The organism is Streptomyces sp. PR69 (assembly GCF_026420845.1).
Taxonomy (GTDB): Bacteria; Actinomycetota; Actinomycetes; order Streptomycetales; family Streptomycetaceae; genus Streptomyces.
Genome location: NZ_JAOWCB010000005.1, coordinates 157,390 through 180,512 on the forward strand (window position 1 = coordinate 157,390; position 23,123 = coordinate 180,512).

Below are 23,123 nucleotides of genomic sequence, written 5' to 3' on the forward strand. Positions count from 1 at the left end.
GGGTCTGCCCGGCCCTTGTCGGGGCAGGGAGCTCCTGCAATGATCACGTCATCCGCCCATCCGCCCATCCGCCCATCCGCCCATCCGCCCATCCGCCCATCCGCCCATCCGCCCATCGCCAGTGAGCCGCGAGCAGCCAGGAGACAGCTATGACGGGGTCCGAGCCGCCCTTCGGCCGAATCGACACCAGCAGGCCGCATCCGGCCCGGGTCTACGACTGGTTCCTCGGCGGCAAGGACAACTATCCGGTCGACGAGGAGCTCGGCCGGCAGATCATGAGCATCGACAACCGCGCCAAGCATGTCGCACAGACCAATCGGCGGTTTATGCACCGGGTCGTCCGCTGGCTGGCCGCCGAGGCCGGGGTGCGCCAGTTCCTCGACATCGGCACCGGCATCCCCACCGAGCCGAATCTGCACCAGATAGTCCAGGGCATCGCGCCCGAGTCGCGGATCGTCTACGCCGACAACGACCCGATCGTGCTCACCCATGCGGCGGCGCTGCTGCGCAGCACACCCGAGGGCGTGACCGACTACATCCAGGCGGATGTGCGCGATCCGGACCGCATCCTCGAACAGGCTGCCAAGGTGCTCGACTTCACCCGGCCGATCGCCCTGTCGCTGGTGGCGCTGCTCCACTTCGTCGGCGACGAGGACGACCCGCACGACCTGGTGCGCCGCCTCGTCGACGCGCTGCCCTCCGGCAGCCATCTCGTCGTCTCCCAGCTCACCGCCGACTTCGATCCGCTCTCCGTGCAGCGCGGGGTCGACATGTACGCGGCGGGCGGCGTGACCCTCGCCCCGCGTCCTTACGCGGAGATCGCCCGGCTGTTCGACGGTCTGGAACTGGTCGAGCCGGGGCTCGTACAGCTCACCGAGTGGCGGCCCGAGCCGGACGCCGGAGAGCGCGGGGACGGGGACGAGGCGGTGTCGCTCTACGGCGGCGTCGGGCGCAAGGGGCCGTCGCAGGGGCTCTGACCGCACCCCAAAATCCGCTTATGATGCGCGGGTGTTCGATTCTCGGCACATCAAGACGTTCCATCAGGTCGTCCTGTCCGGTTCGTACTCCGCCGCCGCCCGGGTGCTCGGCTATACGCAGCCGGCGATCACCCAGCAGATGAAGGCGCTGGAGCGGGACGTCGGCACGCCGCTGTTCGTCCGGGTCGGACGCGGGCTGCGGCTCACCGAGGCGGGGGAGGCGCTGGCGCGGCACGCGGCCGTCATCCTCTCCGACCTGTCGGCGGCCGAGCAGCAGATGGGCGCGCTGACCCGGCTGCGCGCGGGCCGGGTGCGGCTCTGCGGCTTTCCCAGCGCCAACGCCTCGCTCATCCCGGAGGCGCTCGCCCGGCTGGCCGCCGGCCATCCGGGGATACGGGTGGAACTGCTGGAGAGCGAGCCCCCCGAGTCGCTGCACCGGGTGGTGCGCGGCGAGTGCGACGTCACGCTGGCCTTCACCTATCCGGGACTCCATGAGCAGGTGCCGGACGCCCTGGTCGAGATACCGCTCCTGGAGGACCAGCTCACCGTGTTGCTGCCTGCCGGGCATCCGCTGGCCCGGCGGCGCGCGGTCAAACTGGCGGACCTGGCGGGGGAGCGCTGGATCGCGGGCTGCTTACGCTGTCGCGCCAATCTGCTGCACGAGTGCGCCGAGCAGGGCTTCGTCCCGGACGTCGCCTTCAGCACCGACGACAACCTTGTCGTGCAGTCCATGGTCGCGGAGGGCCTCGGGGTGGCGATGACGCCCGCGCTGATCCTCGGTTTCCTGTGCCACCGGAAGGTCACGGGCCGGGCGCTGCAGCCCCAGTCCAGGCGGCAGATCTCCGCTTACGTCCTGCGGGAGCATCTGCGCGTCCCCGCGACGGCGCTGGTGCTCGGCGAGCTGAGGGCCGTCTCCGCCAACAAGGTCGGCTGCTGACCCGCGGACCCCGGACCCCCGACCGCGGACCCCGGACCCCCGACCGCGGACCCCGGACCCCCGACCGCGGACCCCGGACCCCCGACCGCGGACCGCAGACACCCGACCGCAGACTCCGGACCGCCGAGCGCTGCCCGCCGGCCCATAAGCCTCTGTTGGGGAGCGGCCAACAAACCCTCGTTGGACGCAGGGGCCGGACGGCTCGACGCTGCCCCTATGACGGCACCCATGGCCCCCACCCCCCACTCCGCCGCCACCGAACGCCTCACTTCCCTCGTCGCCGAGATCCGCGAGGCCGTCGGGCGGGGGATGCCGCCGGACCTGACCGCCCGACTGGTCGCGGAGCGCCTCGCCCCTCATCTGGCCGCCGCGGATCTGCTCACGCCGGGACAGCGCGCCGGCGACCCCCGCCGCTACCGTCAGCATCTGCTGCACGCCGAGCCCGACGGCGGCTTCTCGATCGTCGCGCTCGTCTGGCTGCCCGGCCAGCGCACCCCCGTCCACGACCATGTGGCGTGGTGCACCACCGGGGTGTACGAAGGCGTCGAACACGAACGCCGCTACCGGCTCGTCCCGGCCGCCGCGGACGGCGGAGGGCAGGCACGGCTCGCCGAGATGTCCGACGCCGTCGGGGAAGCCGGCACAGTCGCCGCCTTCGCCCCGCCCGGAGACATCCACCGCGTCTGGAACCCCGGCCCGGGCAAGGCGATATCCCTCCATGTGTACGGCGCGGACATCTCCCGTCTCGGCACCAGCGTCCGCCGCGTCTACCGGCTCCCCGCCGACCGCTGATGGCGCTCCCGCGCCAGCGCACGGCCACCCTGACCACGCGTCCGCCGCGCCCCCGTCTCGCCCCCGGACTCGCCCTCGCCGCGTTCGGCGTTCTCCTCGCCTGGTGCGTGCATCTGCTGCTGCCGGACGTGCCCCTGCTCACCGCGTCGGTGGCGCTCGGCATCGTGGCCGCCCAGCTGCCCGGCGTCCGCACGGCGGTGCGCGCCACGGCCCGTCCCGGACTGTCGTACGCGGGAAGGCGTCTGATGCGCATCGGCATCGTGCTGCTCGGGCTGCGGCTCGGCCTTGACGCCGTGCTCGGGGCCGGCTGGGCGACTCTCGCCGTGGTGCTCGGCGTCGTCGCCGCCACCTTCTTCGGCACCTGGCGGCTCGGCCGGCGGCTCGGCCTGCCGGGCGACCAGCCGCTGCTGATCGCCGCCGGATATGCGATCTGCGGCGCGTCCGCGATCGGCGCGGTCAGCGAGGCACGGCGGAGCGACGAGCGGGACGCGGCCGCCTCGGTCGCCCTCGTGACGCTGTGCGGGACGCTGGCCATCGTCGTACTGCCGCTGCTGCAGCAGCCGTTGCAGCTGAGCGACGCGGAGTTCGGCCGGTGGGCCGGGGCGAGCGTCCATGACGTAGGACAGGTCGTCGCGGCCGCGCAGGCCGCGGGCCCCGGCGCGCTCGACGAGGCGGTGCTCGTCAAGCTGATGCGGGTGGCGCTGCTCGCGCCGCTGGCCGCCGCCGTCGCCCTGTCCGTACGGGGCCGGGTGCGGCACGCCCGTACGGCGGCGGCGGACGGCCGGGCCCGGCCCGCACATGCCCGGCCTCCGTGGCCATGGACCGCGCACCGGGCCCGCGGGACCGGCGGATGGCTCCCGGCCTGCGGGAGCGGTGGGTGGCGCTCGGCGCGCGGGATCGGCCGTACGGCCCCCGGGGCGGACGACAGGTCCGGCGGGTGGCGCTCGGCCTGCGGGAGCGGTGGGTGGCGCTCGGCGCGCGGGGTCGGCCGTGCCGCCCCCGGGGCGGACGACAGGTCCGATGGGTCCGGCCGGGAGGCAGGCCGCGCGGCAGAGGGCTCCGCGGGCGGCGCACGGCCGCCGGTCGTGCCGCTGTTCGTCGTCGGCTTCCTCGCCATGGCGGCGCTGAGCAGCACCGGACTGCTTCCCCCCGCGGCGCTGGACGCGGCGGGCCGCGCACGGGAACTGCTGCTCGCAGCGGCGCTGTTCGGGCTCGGCAGCGCGGTCGACCTGCCCTCGCTGGCCCGGACCGGCCGCCGGGCGGCGGCGCTGGGGCTGGCGGCCTGGGCGCTCGTCGCATGCGTCTCGTACGCCGGGGTGGCCCTCCTCTCGCGGTGAGCCCCGCCCGCCGCCCGTCTGCTCAACTGATCGGCTGACCGACTTCTCGACTGCCCGTCACTCGACCGTGACGACCGTATGCGTGCCCTTCGCCGCCAGCTTGTGGCCGTCGCGCACATCGGCCACCCAGGTGACCAGCGCGTACTCGCCCGGTGTGAACGGCACCTGGACGATGACCGACCGGCCGGGGGAGACCGGGGGCGTGCCGACGCTGCCGAGCGGGAAGGGCGGCGGCACGGACCAGTCGTGGTTGTCGACCCCGACGAAGAACCGGTGCACGTCCTCCTCCGTCTTGCCCGGATACAGCTTGTAGAAGGCGGCCTCGTTGACCTGGTCCAGCGCGTTGAAGAACAGCAGCGGCTCCCCGGCGCGCAGGGTGCGCGGCGTCAGATAGCGCGCCCCGGCGCCCGGCCTGTCGTATGAGGCGACGACGGCGCGCGGCCCGGGCGGCCGTCCGGCGGGGCTGCCGGAGACCGTGAGCGTGCGGATGCGCTCCTCGCCGACGGGCAGCTCGGTGTTCTGGAAGTCCTTGTATTCGATCACCAGATAGCTGCCCGGCCGCAGCAGCTGGGTGAAGGTCACCGGGTGCCCCGGTTTGGTGAGCCCGCCGCCCAGCAGCTCGGCCGAGGCGCTCAGGAGCGCCGCGCCCCGTACGCTCTCCGCCCGGTCGTCGGAGAACGACTTCCGCAGCCCGGTGCGGAAGTCCTCAAGCGCGTCGGGCCTGCGCAGCCGGACGAGGCCGACCTGTCCGGCCGTCGCGTCGGTCGTGGAGACCGCGAAGGTCGCGGGGCCGGGGCGCGCCATGGCCGGTACGACTAAGTCATCGGCGGTGGCGACGATGGCGTACGAGTTTCTGCGGTGCTCCGCGGACGCCGCCTCCGCCCGGCCATGGGCGGCGGCTGCGGAGTCCGTGGCGTCGGCTGCGGGGCCGGCGGCCGTCGCCGCGCCGGGCGCCAGGCCGGTGAGCAGCGCGGCGGCGGTCAGCAGAGCGAGTCCGGCGGCTGTGGCGGACGTGGTGTGTCGCCGTGCTCGTGTGAACATGGGGCCTCCTGGGACACGGATGGGTGATGCACCGTACGCCCCTCGGCTCGGCTCCCCGTGGACTGCTCGTCGTGCCCGCCCCGACCGCCGTGACAGACGCGTCCCGGCGGCCCGTGTGCCGCGGCTGTCCGCCCCGGCGGCCAGTGCCCCTGCCCCGGTCCGGCCGTCGTGTCCGGCCCGGCGGCCGTGTCCCGATCCGCTCGCTGTGTCGCGTACCGGCGGCTGCGCTCCGCGGCTGTCCAGCCCCCGCGCGGCCAGTGACCCTGACCCGCCTCGACCGCCGTGTCCCGGTCCGGTGGCCGTGTCCTGGCCTGGCGGCCGTGACTCGGCCCGACCGCTGTGTCGCGGCCTGGCGGACGCGTTGCGCGGCCGTCCCCGGCCTGGTCAGGTGAGCAGCGTCGGCGTCGCGCGTGTGAGGACGTCCGTCACCCGGTTCCAGGTCTCGATGTCGCGTTCCACCGGCGGCAGCTCGGCGGTGTGCCCGCTCTGCCAGCCGGCCGCCAGCGCCACCGGGTCCTCGCCCGAGGCGGCCGCCGCCGCGAGGGCCGCCGCGCCGAGGGCGACCAGCTCGCCGTTCTGCGGGATCAGCAGAGGGCGGCCGGAGAGCCGCCGCACCGTCTCCACCCAGTGGCGTCCGCGCGCCCCGCCGCCGACCAGCCGCAGCGGGCGGGAGGCGACATCGGGATCGGCCGGGTCGAGTCCGCACGCCCGCAGCACCTCGTCCAGGGCCCGCAGCACCGTCACCGTCGCGCCCTCGTAGGCGGCGCCGAGGATCTGATGCCGGGTGGTGCCGTGCCGGAGCCCCGTGAGCAGACCGGAGGCGGACGGCAGATCGGGGGTCCGCTCGCCGTCGAGATACGGCAGCAGCACCACCTCGCCGCCCGCCTGTGCGGCGTCCCGGTGCAGACCGAGGACGGCGGCGACCTTGTCGACCGCCTGGGTGCAGTTGAGGGTGCAGGCCAGCGGCAGAAAGACGCCGTCCGCGGCGGCGAACCCGGCGACGGAGGGGCGGGTGGGACGGGTGCGGGTGGCGGCGAACACGGTGCCCGAGGTGCCCAGGCTGAGCACGGGGTGGTCCAGCAGCCCCGCGCCGCCGAGCCCGAGACCGACCGCGGCGGCCATGTTGTCGCCCGTCCCCGCGGCGACCGCGATCCCCGCGGGCAGCCCGAGGTCCCCGGCCGCCTCGGCGGTCAGCGAGCCGACCCGTACGCCGCCGGTGGCCGCGACCGGCGGCAGCAGGGCCGGGTCGAGCCCGACGAGGCCGAGCAGTTCGGGGTCGTACGCGCCGTCGGCGGTCGAGTACCAGCAGGTGCCCGAGGCGTCGCCGGGGTCCGTGGCGGGCGTGCCGGCCAGCCGCTCGGTGAGGAAGTCGTGCGGCAGCCGCACCGCGGCGGCGGCCCGGGCCGTACGCGGTTCGTGCTCGCGCAGCCACTGCCACTTGGCGGCCGTCATCGAGGCGACGGGCACGGAGCCGGTGCGCGCGGCCCAGGCGTCCGCGCCGCCGAGGGCCTCGGTCAGGGCCGCGGCCTGCGGGGCCGAACGGGTGTCGTTCCACAGCAGCGCGGGCCGCAGGGCCCGGCCCGCGCGGTCCAGGACGACCAGTCCGTGCTGCTGGCCCGCGACCGCGATGCCGGTGACCGCGGAGGCGGGGAGACCGGACTCCTTGAGCCCGCCGGCCACCGCCTCCCGCAGCGCCCGCCACCACACCTCCGGGTCGCTCTCGCGCGCCCCGCCCGCCCCGCCGACCTCGTGCGGGGCCCGCCCGACGGCGAGCACGGCGCCCGTGCCGACGTCGGTGAACGCCGCCTTTGCGGACTGCGTGGAGCTGTCCACGCCGATGACGACCCGGTGTGTCGGCATTGCCTACTCTCCTCGCTGGCCATTTGGCTGTGGCGGGAACAAATTACGCCAGGTGACGCCGGAGGAAAAGGTCTGACAGCCTTCCCTGGGCCTCAGGTGCCGTGGAATAATTAGTTCATATAGACAACAAAATAGGATTGCCCATATCCGTCCATGTCTCCTCTGGCGAAGGCGGTTGCCCGATGTCGGAAAGCTTCACCCCCACCCCCGAGGACCGGTTCAGCTTCGGCCTGTGGACCGTCGGCTGGCAGGGCCGGGATCCCTTCGGAGACGCCACCCGGCCGCCGCTCGACCCGGTCGAGACCGTCGACAGGCTCGCCGCCCTCGGGGCGTGGGGCGTCACCTTCCACGACGACGACCTGATCCCCTTCTGCGCCTCCGACGCCGAGCGGCGGGGGCGTGTCGCACGCTTCCGCAGGGCGCTCGACGCGGCGGGCATGGCCGTGCCGATGGCCACCACCAACCTCTTCACCCACCCCGTGTTCAAGGACGGCGCCTTCACCGCCAACGACCGCGAGGTGCGCCGCTTCGCGCTGCGCAAGACCCTCCGCAACATCGACCTCGCCGCCGAGCTGGGCGCCCGGGTCTATGTCGCGTGGGGCGGTCGCGAGGGGGCGGAGTCGGGGGCGGCGAAGGATGTGCGGACCGCGCTGGACCGGCTGAAGGAAGCGTTCGACCTGCTCGGCCAGTATGTGCGGGAGCAGGGCTACGAACTGCGCTTCGCCCTGGAGCCGAAGCCCAACGAGCCGCGCGGGGACATCCTGCTGCCGACGGTCGGGCATGCGCTGGCCTTCATCGAGCGGCTGGAGAGGCCCGAGCTGTACGGGGTCAACCCCGAGGTGGGCCATGAACAGATGGCCGGACTCAACGTCAGCCACGGGGTGGCCCAGGCGCTGTGGGCGGACAAACTCTTCCATATCGACCTCAACGGCCAGAGCGGCGTCAAATACGACCAGGACCTCCGCTTCGGCGCGGGCGATCTGCGCGGGGCGTTCTGGCTGGTGGACCTGTTGGAGGGGGCGGGGTACGAGGGGCCGAGGCACTTCGACTTCAAGCCGCCGAGGACGGAGGACGCGGAGGGGGTGTGGGCCTCGGCCGCGGGATGCATGCGCACCTATCTGATCCTCCGGGACCGCGCGGCCGCCTTCCGCGCGGACCCGGCGGTCCGGGAGGCCCTGCGCGCGGCCCGCCTCGACGGCCTCCGCCGCCCCACGGCGGACGACGGCCTGGCGGGGCTGCTCGCGGACCGCACGGCGTACGAGGACTTCGACGCGGAGGGGGTGGGGGAGAGGGGGATGGCGTACGAGGTGCTGGATCAGCTGGCGCTGGAGCATTTGGTGGGGGTGCGCGGCTGAGGCGGTGTGCCGGTGGGTCTTTCCCCTCCCCCGAAGGGGGGTGCGGGGGCGGAGCCCCAGTCGGTACGCCCCGCGTGCACGCGGGGCGCAAGATCAGGACGGCGCGTAGGCCGCGGGGTCGGCGAGCGCCGACTGGAGGACCAGGCCCGCCGCGCCGCGGGAGGCGTCCGTGGTGGGGGAGGCGGGCCGCAGGCGGCCGCTGCCGGGGGGCCAGAGGCCGGAGACCACGCGGGTGGACAGCTCCGCCTCCGCGGGCGGGGCCAGCCAGGGGAACAGCGGGCGGTAGATCCCGCCGAGGACGACCGCGTCCGGGTCGAAGAGGTTCACCGCGCCCGCGAGCACCCGGCCCAGCACCCCGCCGGCCCGCTCCAGCGCGGCCACCGCGGCCGCGTCGTCGGCCGCGGCCCGCCGCTCCAGCTCCGCCACACCCGGCGCGCCGGACTCCCCGTCGAGTCCGGCGGCCCGCAGCAGCGCCGACTGTCCCGCGTACTGCTCCAGACAGCCCCGTGCCCCGCACCGGCACAGCCGCCCCTGCGGATCGACCGTCATATGTCCGATCTCCCCGGCGAACCCGTGCGCACCGCCGAGCAGCTCGCCGTCGAGGACCAGCGCGCCGCCGACCCCGATCTCGCCGGTCAGATAGAGGAAGCCGCGCACCTCGCCGAGGCCGCCGGATCCGAGGCCGCCGAACCACAGCTCCGCCAGCGCGGCGAGGTCCGCCTCGTTTCCCGCGGACACCGGCAGCGGGGGCGCGGCGGGGCGCGCCGCGGACAGCTCCCGGGCGAACGGCTCCGCCGCCTCGACGCCGCGCCACCCGAGGTTGGGGGCCTCGCGTACGGTCCCCGCGTGCACCAGGCCGGGGAGGGCCAGCCGCACCCCCACCGGCCGCAGCTCCTGCTCCGCCGCCGAGGCGAGCGCACGCGCGGCGATGTCCGCCGCGCGCCCCAGCACCTGCCCGGGAGGCGCGCCCCGGTTGTCGAGGTGCTCCACCAGCCGGACCCGGTCGGTGCCCGCGAGATCCGCCACGCACACGGACACATAGGCGACGTTGATCTCGACGCCGACTCCGGCCACTCCGGTGCGGGACACTTTCAGGACGGTGCCCGGCCGTCCCGCGTGCCCGCTGAAGGTCTTTCCGGACTCGGTGAGGAACCCGCCGTCCAGCAGCTGCTCCACCAGCGAGGAGACGGCGGCACGGGTCAGCCCCACCCGTGCCGCGACCCCGGCGCGGGTCGCCTCCCCCTCGTCGCGCACGGCCCGCAGCACCAGGCTGAGATTGTGGCGTCGCACGGTGTCGCGGTCGGCCTTGGGACCCAGGGACGTCCGGCCGCCCCTGGCACTGCCGTTCATGTCGTTCATCGCACGATCGAGCCTACGCGCCTGCCGGGGCCGTGGTTCTGCGGGACTGTGCGACGACGGGTGAACGGCGCAGCGCGAGGGAGATGCGCACCAGATCATGCGGCCCCTCGCCCGCCTCAAAGGACGCGGCGGGGCCGGATTCGGCGGAGGGAGCCCCCGCGGCCGAGGCGATGACCCTGCCCTCCGGGTCGGCGGCCCGCGCCCGCAGCGCGGCGGAGATCATCGCCGCGTCGGCGACGGCCCGCGCCTGCTCCGGGCAGACGCCGGAGCCGAGGGCGGCTCGGTGCGCCTCGGCCCGCAGCGCCCGGTCGAAGTACGGGTGCAGAAACAGCAGTCCGTCATGGATGTCCGACTCGCGCTGGGTGACGCGCAGATCCGCCGGCGCCCACCGGGGGATCCGCACCGAGGGCGTGGAGGCGGGGACCACGGCGCGCAGCTCACGCCAGAGCGGCCCGAGCAGCCGGTACGCGTACCAGGCCGACCAGTGGTCGCCCACCCGCCGCGCCAGCAGCGGCAGCACGAACCCGGCGGCGCTGAGGAGGGCGCCCAGCGAGGCCAGCGGCGGGGCGACGGAGGTGCTCAGCGCGTCCAGATCGGCTCCGGCCCAGCGGGCGAGGACGGCCGCGCTCTTGCAGAAGCCGTAGCCGAGGCTGAACAGCGAGCCGACGACGATGGTGACCAGCCCGGTGCGCAGCCAGCCGCGGACCTTGCGGGACCAGCGCCAGCACATCGCCGTCATGGCGGCGGCCGCCACGCTGTGGGCGGCCAGATACAGCACGATCATCTCGCGGATGTACGGGGTGCCCGCGTAGTGCGTGTCCAGGTCGCGCAGCCGCTCCACGGGGGCGTCGCCCAGGAAGAACAGCACATTGAGGGCGACGACGACGGCCCCGTAGCCGTACATCCAGCGCCGGGCCACCGTCCGGGTCTGTTCGGGCGGGCCGCCGCGCCAGTTGACCAGCAGCACCAGACAGGAGGCGCCGAGGGCGGTCAGGATGCTGTAGACGAGCGGCGCGGAGAAGTTGGGCACGCCGACGAGGCGGTTGACCGCGGTGATGGTCGGCGGGGCCGCGAAGAAGAACGTGGACGCGGCCAGCGCCAGCAGCGCGCACACCGAGCGCAGCAGCGGATCACGCCAGTTGCGCCGCATCCCCGGCAGCTTGAACGCGAGCGCGAGGCCCAGCGCGGCGGCGGGGATGTAGTAGTCGGGCCCGTCCACGCATCAGCCCTGCGGACCGCGGTATCCCAGGGACGCCTCGATGCGGCCGGCCAGCCCGTCACGGCTCACCGGGCCCTTCCCCGTACAGCCGTCGGCCAGCCAGGCGCGGCACTTGCTGCCCAGCAGCAGGCCGAAGCTCTCGGCCTCGTTCTCCTCCGCCTGGTCGAAGCGGGTCCTCGCGGCCACCTTGAGCACGGTGTCCTGGATGTCCGCCGCGTCCGACAGCAGCCGGGCGGCGACGGCCGCGCCCTCGACGTGGTGGGTGCAGTGCCCCGCCTTCATATGCCACAGCTCATGGCCGAGGATGACGACTTGGTGATAGGGCGCGGTGCGGCGTTCGATGACGATCAGATCCTGGTCGGTCATGTCGAGCCAGAGGCCGCTGGCCGTCCCCGGAGGGAAGGAGGCCGTGCGGTAGCGCACGGGCCTGCCGCGGTGTCTGGCCATCCCTTCGCACAGGGCGGCGTAGAGATCGGCGGGTTCCGCCGGAGCGGGGAGATCGATTCCGGAGACCAGCTCGCCGCACAGCCGGCGCATCTCTTTGCCTATGCTCACCGTTCTCCTCTCCCCTGAAGCGTCTGGGCGGACACGTGTGCGGCCGACGCTGTCCGGAAATCGGGGTTACCGGGAGCCGTCGGGGCCGGTCGGCTTGACGCTCTCCAGCAGCATGTCGAGCCACTCGGTGACCTTGTCACGGTGTTTGTCGGTGGGCAGCTGGGCGGCACGCCAGGCGATGCCGCGTACGCCGTGGTCCTGCAGCAGCCGCTCCAGCGGATCGCCGTCGCCGGCGTAGTCCTGCAGCAGGCGCTGCTCGGTGCGCTGGAGCGCGCCGTTGAGCGCGTCGGCGTCGTCGGCCGTAAGAAACCCGGCGTGGACCTTGAAGAACCTCTGGATGGCATCGCAGTGCTCCATGGTGGGCCGGCGGTCGCCGTTGATCAGGGCTCCGGCCTGCTGACGGGACATCCCGGCGCCGTCGGCGATCTCTTGCTGGGTGTAGCGGCGGCCGTTGGGCTTCAGCCGTGTTCTGCGCAGCAGGTCGAAGCGCTGCAGAAAGCGGGTCTGGAGGTCCGGTTCGCCGGCCGGTTGCCCGTCGAGCAGGGCGGCGACGACATCGGCGGGCACGCCGGACGCCTCGGAGAGCTGGTCGGCGTCGAAGACGTCGCCATGGCTCAAACCGAGCTTGCCGGCGAGGTCCGCGACGCGGGCAACGGTAGCCGCAAGAGGGCCTGTGGTCGTCGGGCCCGGAACCGAGAAGCCGTCTGTCACCAGTAGGTCTCCTAGATCACGCGGGTTCGCTCCGCAGACAGTGGGCTGCCGCGAGACTAGCCGCTCCGAGTAAATACAGCCAGGTTTTGCCACAGCTGTGGCGCGTTCTGGTCGTTCAACGACGCGGAATGCCACGATAGTTGACATGACCGCCTGTGCGGTAGCAGGATCGCCACGCGGTTGAAGATCGAAACGATCGTTCTGGTCCGGACGAACTGACCGGCGAACTGACCACCGGCAAGGGCGACTTCGACACGGCAAGGCTTTGCGAAAAGAGCTTCACGAACTTCGAAAGACCGCGAGGCGACTTCGAGAAGGGGGGCGTTCTCGATGACACACGAGGCGGGCATGGAGCAGCCCGGTGTCCAGAGGCGGCTCGGATGCGCCGGCGCGACCCGTGGGACGCTGCGGTCCCGGCGGCTGGCCGAGGCGCTGAGGCGGCGTCGCGGGCAACTCGCGCTGAGCCTGGAAGAGATGTCCGGGCGGCTTGCGGTCGCCCCGGGGGCATACCCCGGCGGGAAGCGCCCGGAGCGGGAGCGTCACGGCCGCCGTGGCGGGCAGGCCGCGCGACGCCCTGATGCGAAGCTGCGGGCTCTGCTCGACGCCGTGGAACAGGCGGAGCTGAGCGAGGCGGGGAACGCCCGGCTGATCGCCTCCGCCGGGGGGCACGAGGTGTTCCGCTTCACCGGCGCTCCGCCGCGCCCCTCGGGCGCGCCGTTGCGTCCCTCCGGGCCGGTGCCGCCGTCCGGCCCCCGCCGTCCGGCCGTGCCGACCCGCCCGGCGGGACCGGCCCGTCCGTCCGGACCGGTGCCCCCGTACCGGCCCCCCGCCTGCCCCGCGGGGCCGGATGCCCGGCCCGCCCGCCCCGCCCCGCCCGTCGTCGTCCCCGACACGCAGTCCTATCTGCGCGACTACGCCGCGATGATGGACGCGGTGCCGCTGCCGTCGCTGCTCTTCGACCGCCGCTGGGACGTGGCACACGCCAACCCGGCCTTCGACGCGCTGTTCCGGCATGTCGCACCGCACCCCACCGCCATGCCGACGCAGAACTTCCTGCGGTTCGTGCTCTTCCACCCGGACGCGGCCACCGTGCTCGCCGACCATGAGACCAGCTGGTGTCTGCCGCTGATGGCGCAGCTGGAGTCCGCCCTGGAGAGCGACGGCGAGGACCGGGTGCTGCGGGCCATCCGCGACGACATCGCCGACGACCCGATCATGGACGCCGCCTATCGCTGCGGCCTTCCGCACTGGATGAGCGCCGTGGGCGCGGCGGCCCTCCACCACGACGGGGCGGTGCGGCCGCTGTGGCACCCCGACCCGCGCTGGGGCCGCACGGACTGCCGCATCGTCGATGAAACGCCCAGGACCCTCCAGGACAAGGGCTATACGCGGATGACGCTGGTGCTGCGCGAGACCCGCCCGGCGGCGGTGCCGGGCTCCCGGCGCGGCCCCTCCCATCTGCGGGCCGTTCCGGGCGGCTGAGCCTGCCGCCCGGAACGGCGGGGCAGGCCGGCTCAGCCGATGTGGACGCCGTAGACCGCGAGCGGCTCCGTCACCGGCTGGAAGAACGTCGTGCCCCCGGTCACGCAGTCGCCGTCGCCTCCCGAGGTGAGGCCCAGCGCCGCGTCCCCCGCGAAGAAGGGGCCGCCGCTGTCGCCGGGCGCGGCGCAGGCGTTCGTCGCGACCAGCCCGTGGACGACATTCCCCTCGCCGTAGTCCACCGAGACGTCAAGGGCGAGCACCTCGCCGTCCCGCAGCCCCGTCGAACTGCCGCTGCGGAACACATGCTGGCCCACATAGGCGTCGGCCGCGTAGTGGATCGGCTGTGCGGAGCCGTCGTACAGATTCACCTCGCTCGGATGGTCCACTGGCGCGGTGTACCGCACGATCCCGAAGTCGTCGTAGGGGAAGCTGCCTCCCGCGGTGGTGCCGATCTCGCCGCCCAGCGGCGAGTCGGACCAGCTCGCGGTGGCGTCCGTGCAGTGCCCTGCGGTCAGGAAGTACGGCGTGCCGAAGGAGTCGACCACGTTGAACCCCAGCGAGCAGCGTCCCACCTCCCCGTTCTGCAGATTGGCGTAGACGGCGTCCCCACCCCTGATGTACTGCCGGAACGTCCCCGCCGTGCGGCGCACCTCCGCCTTGTCCCCGTACGCGCTCGCCGCCTGCTGAAGTTTCTCGAACGCGGCGGGGCCGACCTTCTGGTCCGCGGTGACCACGACCTTGTTGGCCCTGACGTCGACGGCCCAGGAGGTGTGGGGCGTCTTCGCCGTGTTCCGCAGGGCCGTACGGACGGATTCGAGCTGCGCCTGGCTGTACTTGACGGTCCTGGGCTCGGCGCCGGCCCTGCGCACCCGGTCGGCGGCGGCCCCGTCGACGACGTTGACCACCAGCTTCCGCGCCGTCGCGTCGTAGTACGCACCTGCGGCGCCGCCCGCCTCGGCGGAGGTGAGACGGTGGGCGAGGCCGCCCGCCTGAGCAGAGGACAGGGCCGCACCGGCCGGGGCGGCGCCGGCGCTCGGTGAGAGGAGCGCGGCCAGGAGTATCGCGGCGCCCGTTCCGACGGCGGCGACGGAACGACGGACGGACGCGTATCGGTGTGTCACCTCTGACCTCCAGAGGGGGGGTTGGGCCCGAGCGCGGATGGGCGCGGGCATGCCAACGTGCGCCGATGAGTATCCCGACGCCTTGCCAGCGCAAATAAGGTGATGTTCGCACCGCGCAAACGGCGGGGGCCGCGCGCCCCTTGTCCCCCACGCGCGTCTTGCGGACGCCCTCGCGACGGGTCCGGCAAACAGCCGAGATTCGAGGGGCGATGCGTAACGTGCCCGAATCCCCTGTGTTCCGCGGGGGAGACGGGGGCGGGCGGAACAGGCCCCCCGTCTGGACGGCTGGGACGGCGTTCGGGAGTTCGAGTGGCTGCGCTCATCGAGGACTACGCACTGATCGGGGATATGCAGACCGCCGCCCTGGTCGCCAGGGACGGCTCCGTCGACTGGTTCTGTCTGCCCCGCTTCGACTCGCCCGCCGTCTTCGCCGGGCTGCTCGGCGGCGAGGAGCACGGCTTCTGGCGGCTCGCCCCCACAGCGGGCGCCCGGGAACCCCTGCCCGCCACGCGCCGCCGCTACCGCGGCGATTCGCTGGTGCTGGAATCGGAGTGGGACACGCCCGAAGGCACCGTTCGACTGGTCGACTTCATGCCGCCGAGGGACGCCGGGCGCGGCCGGCCGGACGCCGCGCCCACCCTCGTACGCATCGTGGAGGGCGTCTCCGGGCGGGTGCGGATGAGTTCCGCACTGCGCATGCGGTTCAGCTACGGGCGCATCGTGCCCTGGGTGCAGCGCGAACACGGGCCCGGCGGACGGGACCGGGTGGTGGCCGTCGCGGGCCCCGACGCGCTGTGGCTCGACGCCGACGTCGACACCTACGGCAGCGATCTGACCACCCACGCCGCGTTCAGCGTCGCCCCAGGCGAACGTGTCGCGCTCGCCCTGAGCTGGCAGCCGTCCCACGGCGAGGCCCCGCCGCGGCCCGACCCCGCCGCGCTGCTCGCCGGAACCGAGGCTTTCTGGGCCCGCTGGACCGGACAGTGCACCTACCGCGGGCCGTACCGGGAGGCCGTGGTCCGCTCGCTGATCACCCTCAAGGCGCTCACCTACGCCCCCACCGGCGGCATCGTCGCCGCGCCCACCACCTCCCTGCCCGAGGAGATCGGCGGCGTGCGGAACTGGGACTACCGCTACACCTGGCTGCGCGACGCCGCCATCACCCTCTCCTCCCTGCTGCGCACCGGCTACCGCGAAGAAGCCCGCGCCTGGCGCGAATGGCTGCTGCGGGCCGTCGCAGGCGACGCCCAGAACCTCCAGATCATGTACGGGGTCGCGGGCGAACGCGAACTCGCCGAGTCGGAGCTGCCATGGCTGCCCGGCTATGAGAAGTCGGGCCCCGTCCGCATCGGCAACGGCGCGGCGCACCAGCTCCAGCTCGATGTGTACGGGGAAGTCGTCGACGCCCTCTGGCTCGGCCAGACCTCCGGCCTGTCGCGCGACGACTCCACGCATATCCTCCAGATGAAGCTGATGAACTACCTTGAGTCCCACTGGCGCGAGCCGGACGAGGGAATCTGGGAAGTCCGCGGGCCGCGCCGCCACTTCACACACTCCAAGGTCATGGCGTGGGTCGCCGCCGACCGCACCGTCCGCCGGCTCAGCAGGCTCCCGCTGGAGAGCCCCGTACGGCGCTGGCGGGCCCTGCGCGACGAGATACACCGCGATGTGTGCGCCCACGGCTACGACCCCGGCCGCAACACCTTCACCCAGCACTACGGCTCCCGCGAACTCGACGCCTCGCTGCTGCTCATCCCGCAGATGGGCTTTCTGCCGCCGGACGACCCCCGTGTCGTCGGCACCGTCGAAGCCGTCCAGCGCGAGCTGTGCGACGACGGCTTCGTCCGCCGCTACCCCGTGCCCGGCGACGGCTCCGCCGACATCGGCGGCGACGGACTGCCCGGCGGGGAAGGCGTCTTCCTCGCCTGCTCCTTCTGGCTCGCCCACGACCTCGCCCTCATCGGCCGCACGGGCGAGGCCCGCAAGCTCTTCGAGCGGCTGCTGGCGCTCCGCACCGATCTGGGGCTGCTCGCCGAGGAGTGGGACACCCGCCGCGGCCGGCTCGTCGGCAACTTCCCGCAGGCGTTCAGCCATGTGCCGCTGATCGACACGGCGCTGCGGCTGTCCTGAGCGCAGGATCGGACCGGCGGTTAGAGCCATCGTCGAGAGCGACGGCGCATGGTCGGCACATGCGGTCCACCACTCGCCAAGGAGTTTCGGCCATGTCGTCGCTGCGGAAGTTTGTCGTCGTGAGGGTGTTGCGCCCGGTGGGCAGGGCACTGATCGCCTACGGGATGTACTGGGTCTGGGTGCCCGGGGTGCGGCAGCACGACACGCTGCCTTCGGAGATCATGCCGCGTGGCGACGGCAGGTGAGAATCACGCCTTTTTCCACGAGGTCCACGGGGCTTCAAGGACGGCTTGAGAGCGTTCTCCGAAGCTCTGGCCATCAGTACGCGGCTCTGGGGGCGTAGATGGCTGCACACCGGAACTTCACCGAACTCGCGCACGAACGGATAACCGCACTCGCCGAGCGCGAGGCCTATGTGTGCGTCCGGGACGATCAGCAGGGCGGGCTGGAGTCCGACGTCCTCAGCTACGGCGAGCTGGGAGAGCGCGCCCGGGGGCTGGCCTCCTGGCTGCAGCGCAGCGGCTCCCACGGACACCGGGTGCTCATCCTGCAGAGCGACGCACGGCAGTTCATGAGCAGCTTCCTCGGCTGTCTGTACGCCGGGGCGGTGGCCGTGCCCGCGCCCGTGCCCGCCGGCTCCCGGCAGAACGTCGAACGCGTCGCGGGCATCGTCCGGGACGCCTCGGTCAGCTATATCCTCACCGACTCCGCCATGGCCTCCGCCGTCTCGCAGCTGCTCGCCGACATCGGGCACAGCGAGGTCGCCTGCCTGGCCACCGACCGCTTCTCCGGGGGCGACCCGGACGCCTGGGAGGAGCCCGGGCTCTTCCCCGACGACGTGGCCTTCCTCCAGTACACCTCGGGCTCGGTCAGCGACCCCAAGGGCGTCATGGTCACCCATCGCAATCTGCTGGCCAATCAGCAGTCGATCCAGCGCGCGATGCGCACCTCACAGGACTCCCGCGTCGGCGGCTGGCTGCCCTTCCACCACGACATGGGGCTGGTGGGGCATCTGCTGCACCCGCTGTGGCTGGGCGCACGCGGTGTGCTGATGCCGCCGATGACCTTCGTCAAACGGCCGCTGCGCTGGCTGCAGATGGTCGACCGGTACGGCATCACCACCGGCGGCGGCCCCAATCTCGCCTACGACCTGTGTCTGCGCCGCATCAAGGACGACCAGATCGCCGGACTCGACCTGTCCCGCTGGGAGACGGCCGTCAACGGCGCGGAGCCGGTGCGGGCCGAGACGATGGAGGCATTCGCTCAGCGCTTCGCGCCGGCCGGGTTCCGCAAGGAGGCCTTCTACCCCTGCTACGGACTGGCTGAAGCCACCCTGCTGGTCAGCGGCGGCGACGTCGGCGAGCCGGCCGCGACGCGCGTCGTCGACGCCGCAGAGCTCGAACAGCACCGGTTGCGCCCGGCCGAGGTGGGGCAGCCGGAGCGGCGGCTCGTCAGCAGCGGCCGCCCGCAGGGCTGCGAGATCGCCGTCGTCGACCCCGACACCGGCCGCAAGCTGCCCCCGGGACAGGTCGGCGAGGTGTGGCTGCGCGGCGAGAGCGTCGCCCGCGGCTACTGGAACCGGCCGCTGGAGAACGCCCACGCCTTCCACGCCGTCACCGAGGACGGCGACGAAGGCTATCTGCGCACCGGAGACCTCGGCGCGTTCGCGGGCGGAGAGCTGTATGTCACCGGCCGCATCAAGGACATCATGATCGTGGCCGGCCGCAATCTCTATCCGCAGGACATCGAGCGCAGCGTGCAGCGCATCAGCGCGCTGTTCGGCTCCAGCGCCGCGTTCGCCGTCGAGTCCGGCCGCGACCATGTGGTCGTCGTCCAGGAAGTGCGCACCGGCTCCGGCTTCGAGGCCGAGCTGGCCCAGCTGTCGGCCGCCGTCCGGACCTGCGTGTCCCAGGAGTTCGAAGTCGCCGCCGAGAACGTGGTGCTGGTCCGCCCCGGCACCGTACGCCGCACCACCAGCGGCAAGCTCCAGCGCACCGCCATGCGCCGGCTGTTCCTCGACGGGCGGATCCAGCCGCTGCACGAGGAACTGCACCCGGAGGTGCGCGACCTGGTGACGGCCGGGGCCCTGAGCGGCGGCGCGACGAGCGGCGGGGCGGCCGGATGACCGCACTCACCGAGCGGACCGGCGCCCCCACTCCGCTGCGCGCGCCCGCGGACGCCCGCGACGACGGCGGCGGCCCGCGCTGGCGCCTCGCCGAACAGCTCGACCGCCGCCTCGGCGACCCGGAAGCCGACGGACCGCTGTCCTACGCCCGCGCCGCGCGCGAGGACGCGGCGGAGGAGTTCCCGGCGGACGCCTGCGAACTGCTCGGCTCGCTCGGCGTCCACCACTACTACATCCCCGCCGAATACGGCGGGGCGCTCACCGGCTTCCCCCAGCTGCTCCAGATCGTGCGCACGCTCGCCCGCCGCGATCTGACCTCCGCCATCGCGCACGGCAAGACCTTCCTCGGAGCGGTCTGCGTCTGGGTCGCCGAGGACCGGGCCGGCGCCGCGCGGCTGGCGTCCCTGATCAGGGCGGGGGAGCCCGTCTCCCTCGGGCTGACCGAGCGCACCCACGGCAGCGATCTGATGGCCGGGGAGCTCGTCGCGGAACGCACCGACGGCGGCTATCTCGTCAGCGGCGAGAAATGGCTGATCAACAACGCCACCCGCAGCCGCCTCGTCTGTCTGCTCGCACGCACCGCACCCGAAGGCGGCCCCCGCGGCTTCAGCCTGCTGCTCGTCGACAAGAACGAACTGCCCGAAGGCGTCTGCCGCACCCTGCCCAAGGTGCGCACCCTCGGCATCCGCGGCGCGGACATCAGCGGCATCGCCTTCGACCGCGCCCCCGTCGACGAACGCGCCCTCGTCGGCCGCGAGGGCGAAGGACCCGAGACCGTGCTCAAGGCCCTCCAGATCACCCGCTCGCTGTGCACCGGGCTCTCGCTCGGCGCGGCGGACCACGGGCTGCGCCTGGCCTGCCGGTTCGCCGCCGAGCGTGAGCTGTACGGACGCCGGCTCATCGATCTGCCCGCCGCGCGCCGCACCCTCGCCGAGAGCTACGCCGATCTGCTCGCCATGGAGGCGCTGAGCACGGTCGCGGCCCGCTCCATCCACACCCTGCCCGACGAGCTGAGCGTGACCTCCGCCGTCGCCAAATACCTGGCGCCCACCGTCGTCGACGACATCCTCGCCAGACTGCGCGGAGTGCTCGGGGCTCGCTCGTACCTCACCCGCTACTACGCGCACGGACGCTTCCAGAAGCTGGAGCGCGACCACCGCATCGTCGGCATCTTCGACGGAAACACCATGGTCAACCTCTATGCGCTGACCGCCCAGTTCCGCACCCTCGCCCGCCGTCACCCCGTGCGCCCCGGCCGCCCCGAGGACCGGCAGGCCCTCGCCGCCGCCTTCGGCCACGCCCGGCCGCTGCCCCGGCTGCGGCCCGGCCGGCTCAGCCTGCTCGCCCGGCACGGCAGCAGCGTCATGGGCTCCCTGCCGACGGCGGCCGAGGTGCTCGCCGCCCAGGCGTCCCGCGAGCCCGCCCTCGCCCCCGCCGCCGACCTCGCCGGCACCCTGGCGGCCGCGGCCGGGCGGCTGCACACCCGGATGCGGGCCCAGCGGCCGGCCCCCGGCGGCGCGCCCGTGGAGAGCTTTGACCTCGCCCGCGGCTACAGCCTGCTGTTCGCCGCCGCCTGCTGCCTCGGCGTATGGCAGCACAACCGGCGCGAGGCGCCGCACCCGCGCACCGGGGAACCTAAGTGGCGCACCGAGGCGCTGTGGCGCGACGGCCTGTGGCTGCACGCCGCCCTCGCCCGGCTCGCCGAGCGGCTGGACCAGGCGCTGCCCGGACTCACCGGGCCCCAGCCGGTCCGCCCCTTCGCCTACGACCCGGAACTCGCGGAGCTGTACGAGCGCCTGCTCGGCCCGCTCACCGACCAGTACCAGGCGGGGGAGCTGTTCTCCCTGCTGACCGGCCGTATCGCAGAAGGACCCCCCAAAGGACCCCCATGCTGACCCCGAGCCAGGAAGAAGTCCTCATCCAGCGGCGCGTCGCCGATCTCGAGCGCCGCTTCGGCGACCCGGCGGACCCGCACAATCCGCTCGGCCTCGACGCCCTGCTCGCCGCCGACGAACGCAGCGAACTCCTCGCCGAGGCCGAGGAAGAACTCGCCGACTTCGGGCTCAACGCCGAATTCACCCCCCGGGAACTCGGCGGCAGGCTGGACCGCGTCGACACCCTCGGCCGCGTCCTGCGCACTGTCTTCCGCAGGGACGCCAGCCTCGGTCTCGGCTACGGGGCCACCACCTTCCTCGCCGCCGTCGCCGTCTGGGCGGCCGGCACCCCCCGGCAGCAGCGCCGCGTCGCCGACCTGCTGCTCGGCGGCGGCCGGCTGGCCATCGCCTACCACGAACTGGCCCACGGCAACGACTTCGTCCGCAACGAGTTCAGGGCCCGTCCCGTCGACGGCGGTTTTGTGCTCAGCGGCGTCAAGCAGGTCATCAACAACGTCGAACGGGCCGAGGCGCTGGTGCTGTTCAGCCGCACCGACGACAGCCCCGGCAGCCGCAGCCACTCGGTGCTGCTCGTCGAGAAGGACCGGATTCCCGCCGACCGCTACCGCTATCTGCCGCGCTACGAGACCGTCGGCGTCCGCGGCTGCCAGAACGCAGGCATCGAGTTCACCGACTGCCCGCTCGACGCCGGCGCACTCGTCGGCCGACTCGGCGACGGCGTCGAACTCGCCCTGCGCTCCTTCCAGATCACCCGCAGCGTCGTCCCCTCCATGATCCTCGGCGGCGGGGACACCGCCCTGCGCACCGCGGTCGGCTTCGCCCTGGACCGCAGGCTCTACCATCGCTCCGTCCTGGAGATCCCGCACGCCCGCGCCACCATCACCGGCGCCTTCACCGATCTGCTGATCAGCGACAGCCTGGCGCTGGCGGCCACCCGCGCCGTGCATCTGCTGCCGGACGCCACCAGCGTCTACGCGGCGGCCGTCAAGTATCTGCTGCCGAAGCTGCTCACCGAGACCGCCTACGATCTGTCGATCGTGCTCGGCGCGAACTTCTACGTACGCGACGGAACATACGGCGCGTTCCAGAAGCACGTCCGCGATCTGCCCATGATCAGCCTGGGGCACGCGGGCACCGCCGCCTGCCAGGCGACGATCATCCCGCAGCTGCCGCGGCTGGCCCGCACCGCCTGGTTCACCGGCAAGGCCGCACCCGAGGGGCTGTTCCGGGTGCGCGACCCACTGCCTCCGCTGGACCCCGCCAGACTGGCGCTGGTCGCGGGCAGCGACGCCCTGGTCGCCACCCTGGAGGGGGCCGCCGAGCAGTTCGCGGGGCAGGACGCGGCACGGGCCGGGGAGTACGCCGAGGCGTTGAGCGCCCTGGCAGCGGCTCTTGAGCAGGAGCTGCGCAGTCTGCGGACCGAGTGCCGCGACATGCCCCCCAAGGACCGCACCGTCCTCGCCAGCCCCAAGGCGTACGCCGTCGCCGACCGCTACACGCTGCTGCTGGCGGGCGCGGCCTGTCTGGGGGTGTGGCGCTGCCAGGAGCCGGCGGAGGACGCGTTCCTCGCCTCGCCCGCCTGGCTCGCCGCCGCCCTGACCCGGCTCGTCAAACGGCTGGGCCGGCCGCTGCCCGCGCTGCCCGACGGCGTCGGCGGCCGGCTCCTCGACGAAGTCCTGGGCCGCTACCACGAAAGCCGCAGCTACGACCTGTACGACACCCCGATCGCCGGCGATGCGCACCTGGCGTGACACTGCCGTGGCCCTGCCGAGAGCGCGTCGCCGAGAGCACGTTGTGGAGGAGCATCAGATGGCGCTGCATCCCCCCGGGGCGGACGTCCCGGGCCCGAGTCCGTCGTCCGCGGCACCGGTCGCCTCACCGGTTGCGCCAACGGCCGTGGCACCGGTCGCGTCGTCGGCAGTCGCCGGGGCCATCGCCTCGCCCGGGGCCGTCGCCGAACACGACGCACGCTACTTCCGGAACTGGCTGATCACCCGGCTGAGCGAGTATCTGCAGCGCCCCGCCGAGGAGATCGGCAGCCGCACCCCGTTCGCCGAGTACGGCCTCGACTCGGTGGCCGCGCTCAGCCTCTACGGCGACATCGAGGAGGAGTTCGGCCTCTACCTGGAGCCGACTGTCGCCTGGGACCACCCCACCGCCGACGCACTGGCCCGCCACCTCCGCGACGAGTTCGCCAAGGCATGCGGCGGGCGGCGGGAGGTGTGAC

19 protein-coding genes are annotated in these 23,123 nt (G+C 73.4%); 12 read left to right on the forward strand and 7 right to left on the reverse strand.

Translation table 11 applies throughout. The features are described 5' to 3' along the window. Window positions 1-149: 149 nt before the first annotated feature. The 4 genes from OF819_RS06835 (at window position 150) to OF819_RS06850 (ending at window position 4,043) form a co-directional block, all read left to right on the forward strand. The gene (locus tag OF819_RS06835; protein ID WP_267242453.1) at window positions 150-977 is read left to right on the forward strand and encodes an SAM-dependent methyltransferase; all 828 of its coding nucleotides are present in this window, start codon (window positions 150-152) and stop codon (window positions 975-977) included. A 31-nt stretch (window positions 978-1,008) separates the two neighbouring features. Beyond that, entirely contained in the window at window positions 1,009-1,914 is a 906-nt protein-coding gene (locus OF819_RS06840) for a LysR family transcriptional regulator (RefSeq protein ID WP_267242454.1), read from the forward strand. Window positions 1,915-2,130: 216 nt separating this feature from the next. Next, window positions 2,131-2,706: a cysteine dioxygenase gene (locus tag OF819_RS06845; RefSeq protein ID WP_416370482.1), complete on the forward strand. Its 576-nt coding sequence runs from the start codon at window positions 2,131-2,133 to the stop codon at window positions 2,704-2,706. Beyond that, the gene (locus OF819_RS06850) at window positions 2,706-4,043 is read left to right on the forward strand and encodes a YeiH family protein (RefSeq protein ID WP_267242456.1); all 1,338 of its coding nucleotides are present in this window, start codon (window positions 2,706-2,708) and stop codon (window positions 4,041-4,043) included. Before OF819_RS06845 ends, OF819_RS06850 begins: the two co-directional genes overlap by 1 nt. Window positions 4,044-4,100: 57 nt before the next feature. Here OF819_RS06850 and OF819_RS06855 read toward each other — a convergent pair whose 3' ends face one another. Further along, window positions 4,101-5,084: a hypothetical protein gene (locus OF819_RS06855; RefSeq protein WP_267242457.1), complete on the reverse strand. Its 984-nt coding sequence runs from the start codon at window positions 5,082-5,084 to the stop codon at window positions 4,101-4,103. 384 nt (window positions 5,085-5,468) lie between these two features. Beyond that, window positions 5,469-6,944, reverse strand: coding sequence for a xylulokinase (xylB, locus tag OF819_RS06860; protein ID WP_267242458.1), 1,476 nt, complete (start codon window positions 6,942-6,944; stop codon window positions 5,469-5,471). Between the two features lie 182 nt (window positions 6,945-7,126). On the opposite strand from xylB, the gene xylA reads away from it, so the two are divergent. After that, window positions 7,127-8,299 (forward strand): xylose isomerase, encoded by a 1,173-nt coding sequence (gene xylA, locus OF819_RS06865; protein WP_267242459.1) that lies wholly within the window; start codon window positions 7,127-7,129, stop codon window positions 8,297-8,299. A gap of 93 nt (window positions 8,300-8,392) precedes the next feature. Here the strand turns inward: xylA and OF819_RS06870 are convergent, their stop codons facing one another. The 4 genes from OF819_RS06870 to OF819_RS06885 form a co-directional block, all read right to left on the reverse strand. After that, entirely contained in the window at window positions 8,393-9,658 is a 1,266-nt protein-coding gene (locus OF819_RS06870) for an ROK family transcriptional regulator (RefSeq protein WP_416370483.1), read from the reverse strand. Window positions 9,659-9,671: 13 nt separating this feature from the next. Beyond that, window positions 9,672-10,877, reverse strand: coding sequence for an MAB_1171c family putative transporter (locus OF819_RS06875; protein ID WP_267242460.1), 1,206 nt, complete (start codon window positions 10,875-10,877; stop codon window positions 9,672-9,674). A 3-nt stretch (window positions 10,878-10,880) separates the two neighbouring features. Then, entirely contained in the window at window positions 10,881-11,414 is a 534-nt protein-coding gene (locus OF819_RS06880) for a toxin-antitoxin system, toxin component (protein ID WP_267242565.1), read from the reverse strand. A gap of 84 nt (window positions 11,415-11,498) precedes the next feature. After that, window positions 11,499-12,143, reverse strand: a complete 645-nt coding sequence (locus OF819_RS06885; protein WP_267242461.1) for a helix-turn-helix domain-containing protein — start codon at window positions 12,141-12,143, stop codon at window positions 11,499-11,501. A gap of 330 nt (window positions 12,144-12,473) precedes the next feature. Between OF819_RS06885 and OF819_RS06890 the strand changes: the two genes are divergently transcribed. Beyond that, on the forward strand, window positions 12,474-13,625 hold the full coding sequence (locus OF819_RS06890) for a transcriptional regulator (RefSeq protein WP_267242462.1): 1,152 nt from the start codon (window positions 12,474-12,476) through the stop codon (window positions 13,623-13,625). 32 nt (window positions 13,626-13,657) lie between these two features. On the opposite strand, the gene OF819_RS06895 is transcribed toward OF819_RS06890, so the two are convergent. After that, complete coding sequence (locus tag OF819_RS06895; protein ID WP_267242463.1) at window positions 13,658-14,746, reverse strand: S1 family peptidase; 1,089 nt, start codon at window positions 14,744-14,746, stop codon at window positions 13,658-13,660. A 309-nt stretch (window positions 14,747-15,055) separates the two neighbouring features. Here OF819_RS06895 and OF819_RS06900 point away from each other — a divergent pair, with 309 nt between their 5' ends. The 6 genes from OF819_RS06900 to OF819_RS06925 all read left to right on the forward strand — a co-directional run bounded on the left by OF819_RS06900 (window position 15,056) and on the right by OF819_RS06925 (window position 23,122). Next, window positions 15,056-16,876, forward strand: a complete 1,821-nt coding sequence (locus OF819_RS06900; protein ID WP_267242464.1) for a glycoside hydrolase family 15 protein — start codon at window positions 15,056-15,058, stop codon at window positions 16,874-16,876. Between the two features lie 92 nt (window positions 16,877-16,968). Further along, window positions 16,969-17,121, forward strand: a complete 153-nt coding sequence (locus tag OF819_RS06905; RefSeq protein WP_267242465.1) for a hypothetical protein — start codon at window positions 16,969-16,971, stop codon at window positions 17,119-17,121. Window positions 17,122-17,219: 98 nt separating this feature from the next. Beyond that, entirely contained in the window at window positions 17,220-19,001 is a 1,782-nt protein-coding gene (locus tag OF819_RS06910; RefSeq protein WP_267242466.1) for a fatty acyl-AMP ligase, read from the forward strand. Next, entirely contained in the window at window positions 18,998-20,896 is a 1,899-nt protein-coding gene (locus OF819_RS06915; protein ID WP_267242467.1) for an acyl-CoA dehydrogenase family protein, read from the forward strand. The genes OF819_RS06910 and OF819_RS06915 overlap by 4 nt, the downstream gene beginning before the upstream one ends. Further along, a complete protein-coding gene (locus OF819_RS06920; RefSeq protein WP_267242468.1) occupies window positions 20,890-22,647 on the forward strand; it encodes an acyl-CoA dehydrogenase family protein in 1,758 nt (585 codons plus the stop codon). The genes OF819_RS06915 and OF819_RS06920 overlap by 7 nt, the downstream gene beginning before the upstream one ends. Window positions 22,648-22,792: 145 nt before the next feature. Next, the gene (locus tag OF819_RS06925; protein ID WP_416370484.1) at window positions 22,793-23,122 is read left to right on the forward strand and encodes an acyl carrier protein; all 330 of its coding nucleotides are present in this window, start codon (window positions 22,793-22,795) and stop codon (window positions 23,120-23,122) included. Window position 23,123: the final 1 nt, after the last annotated feature.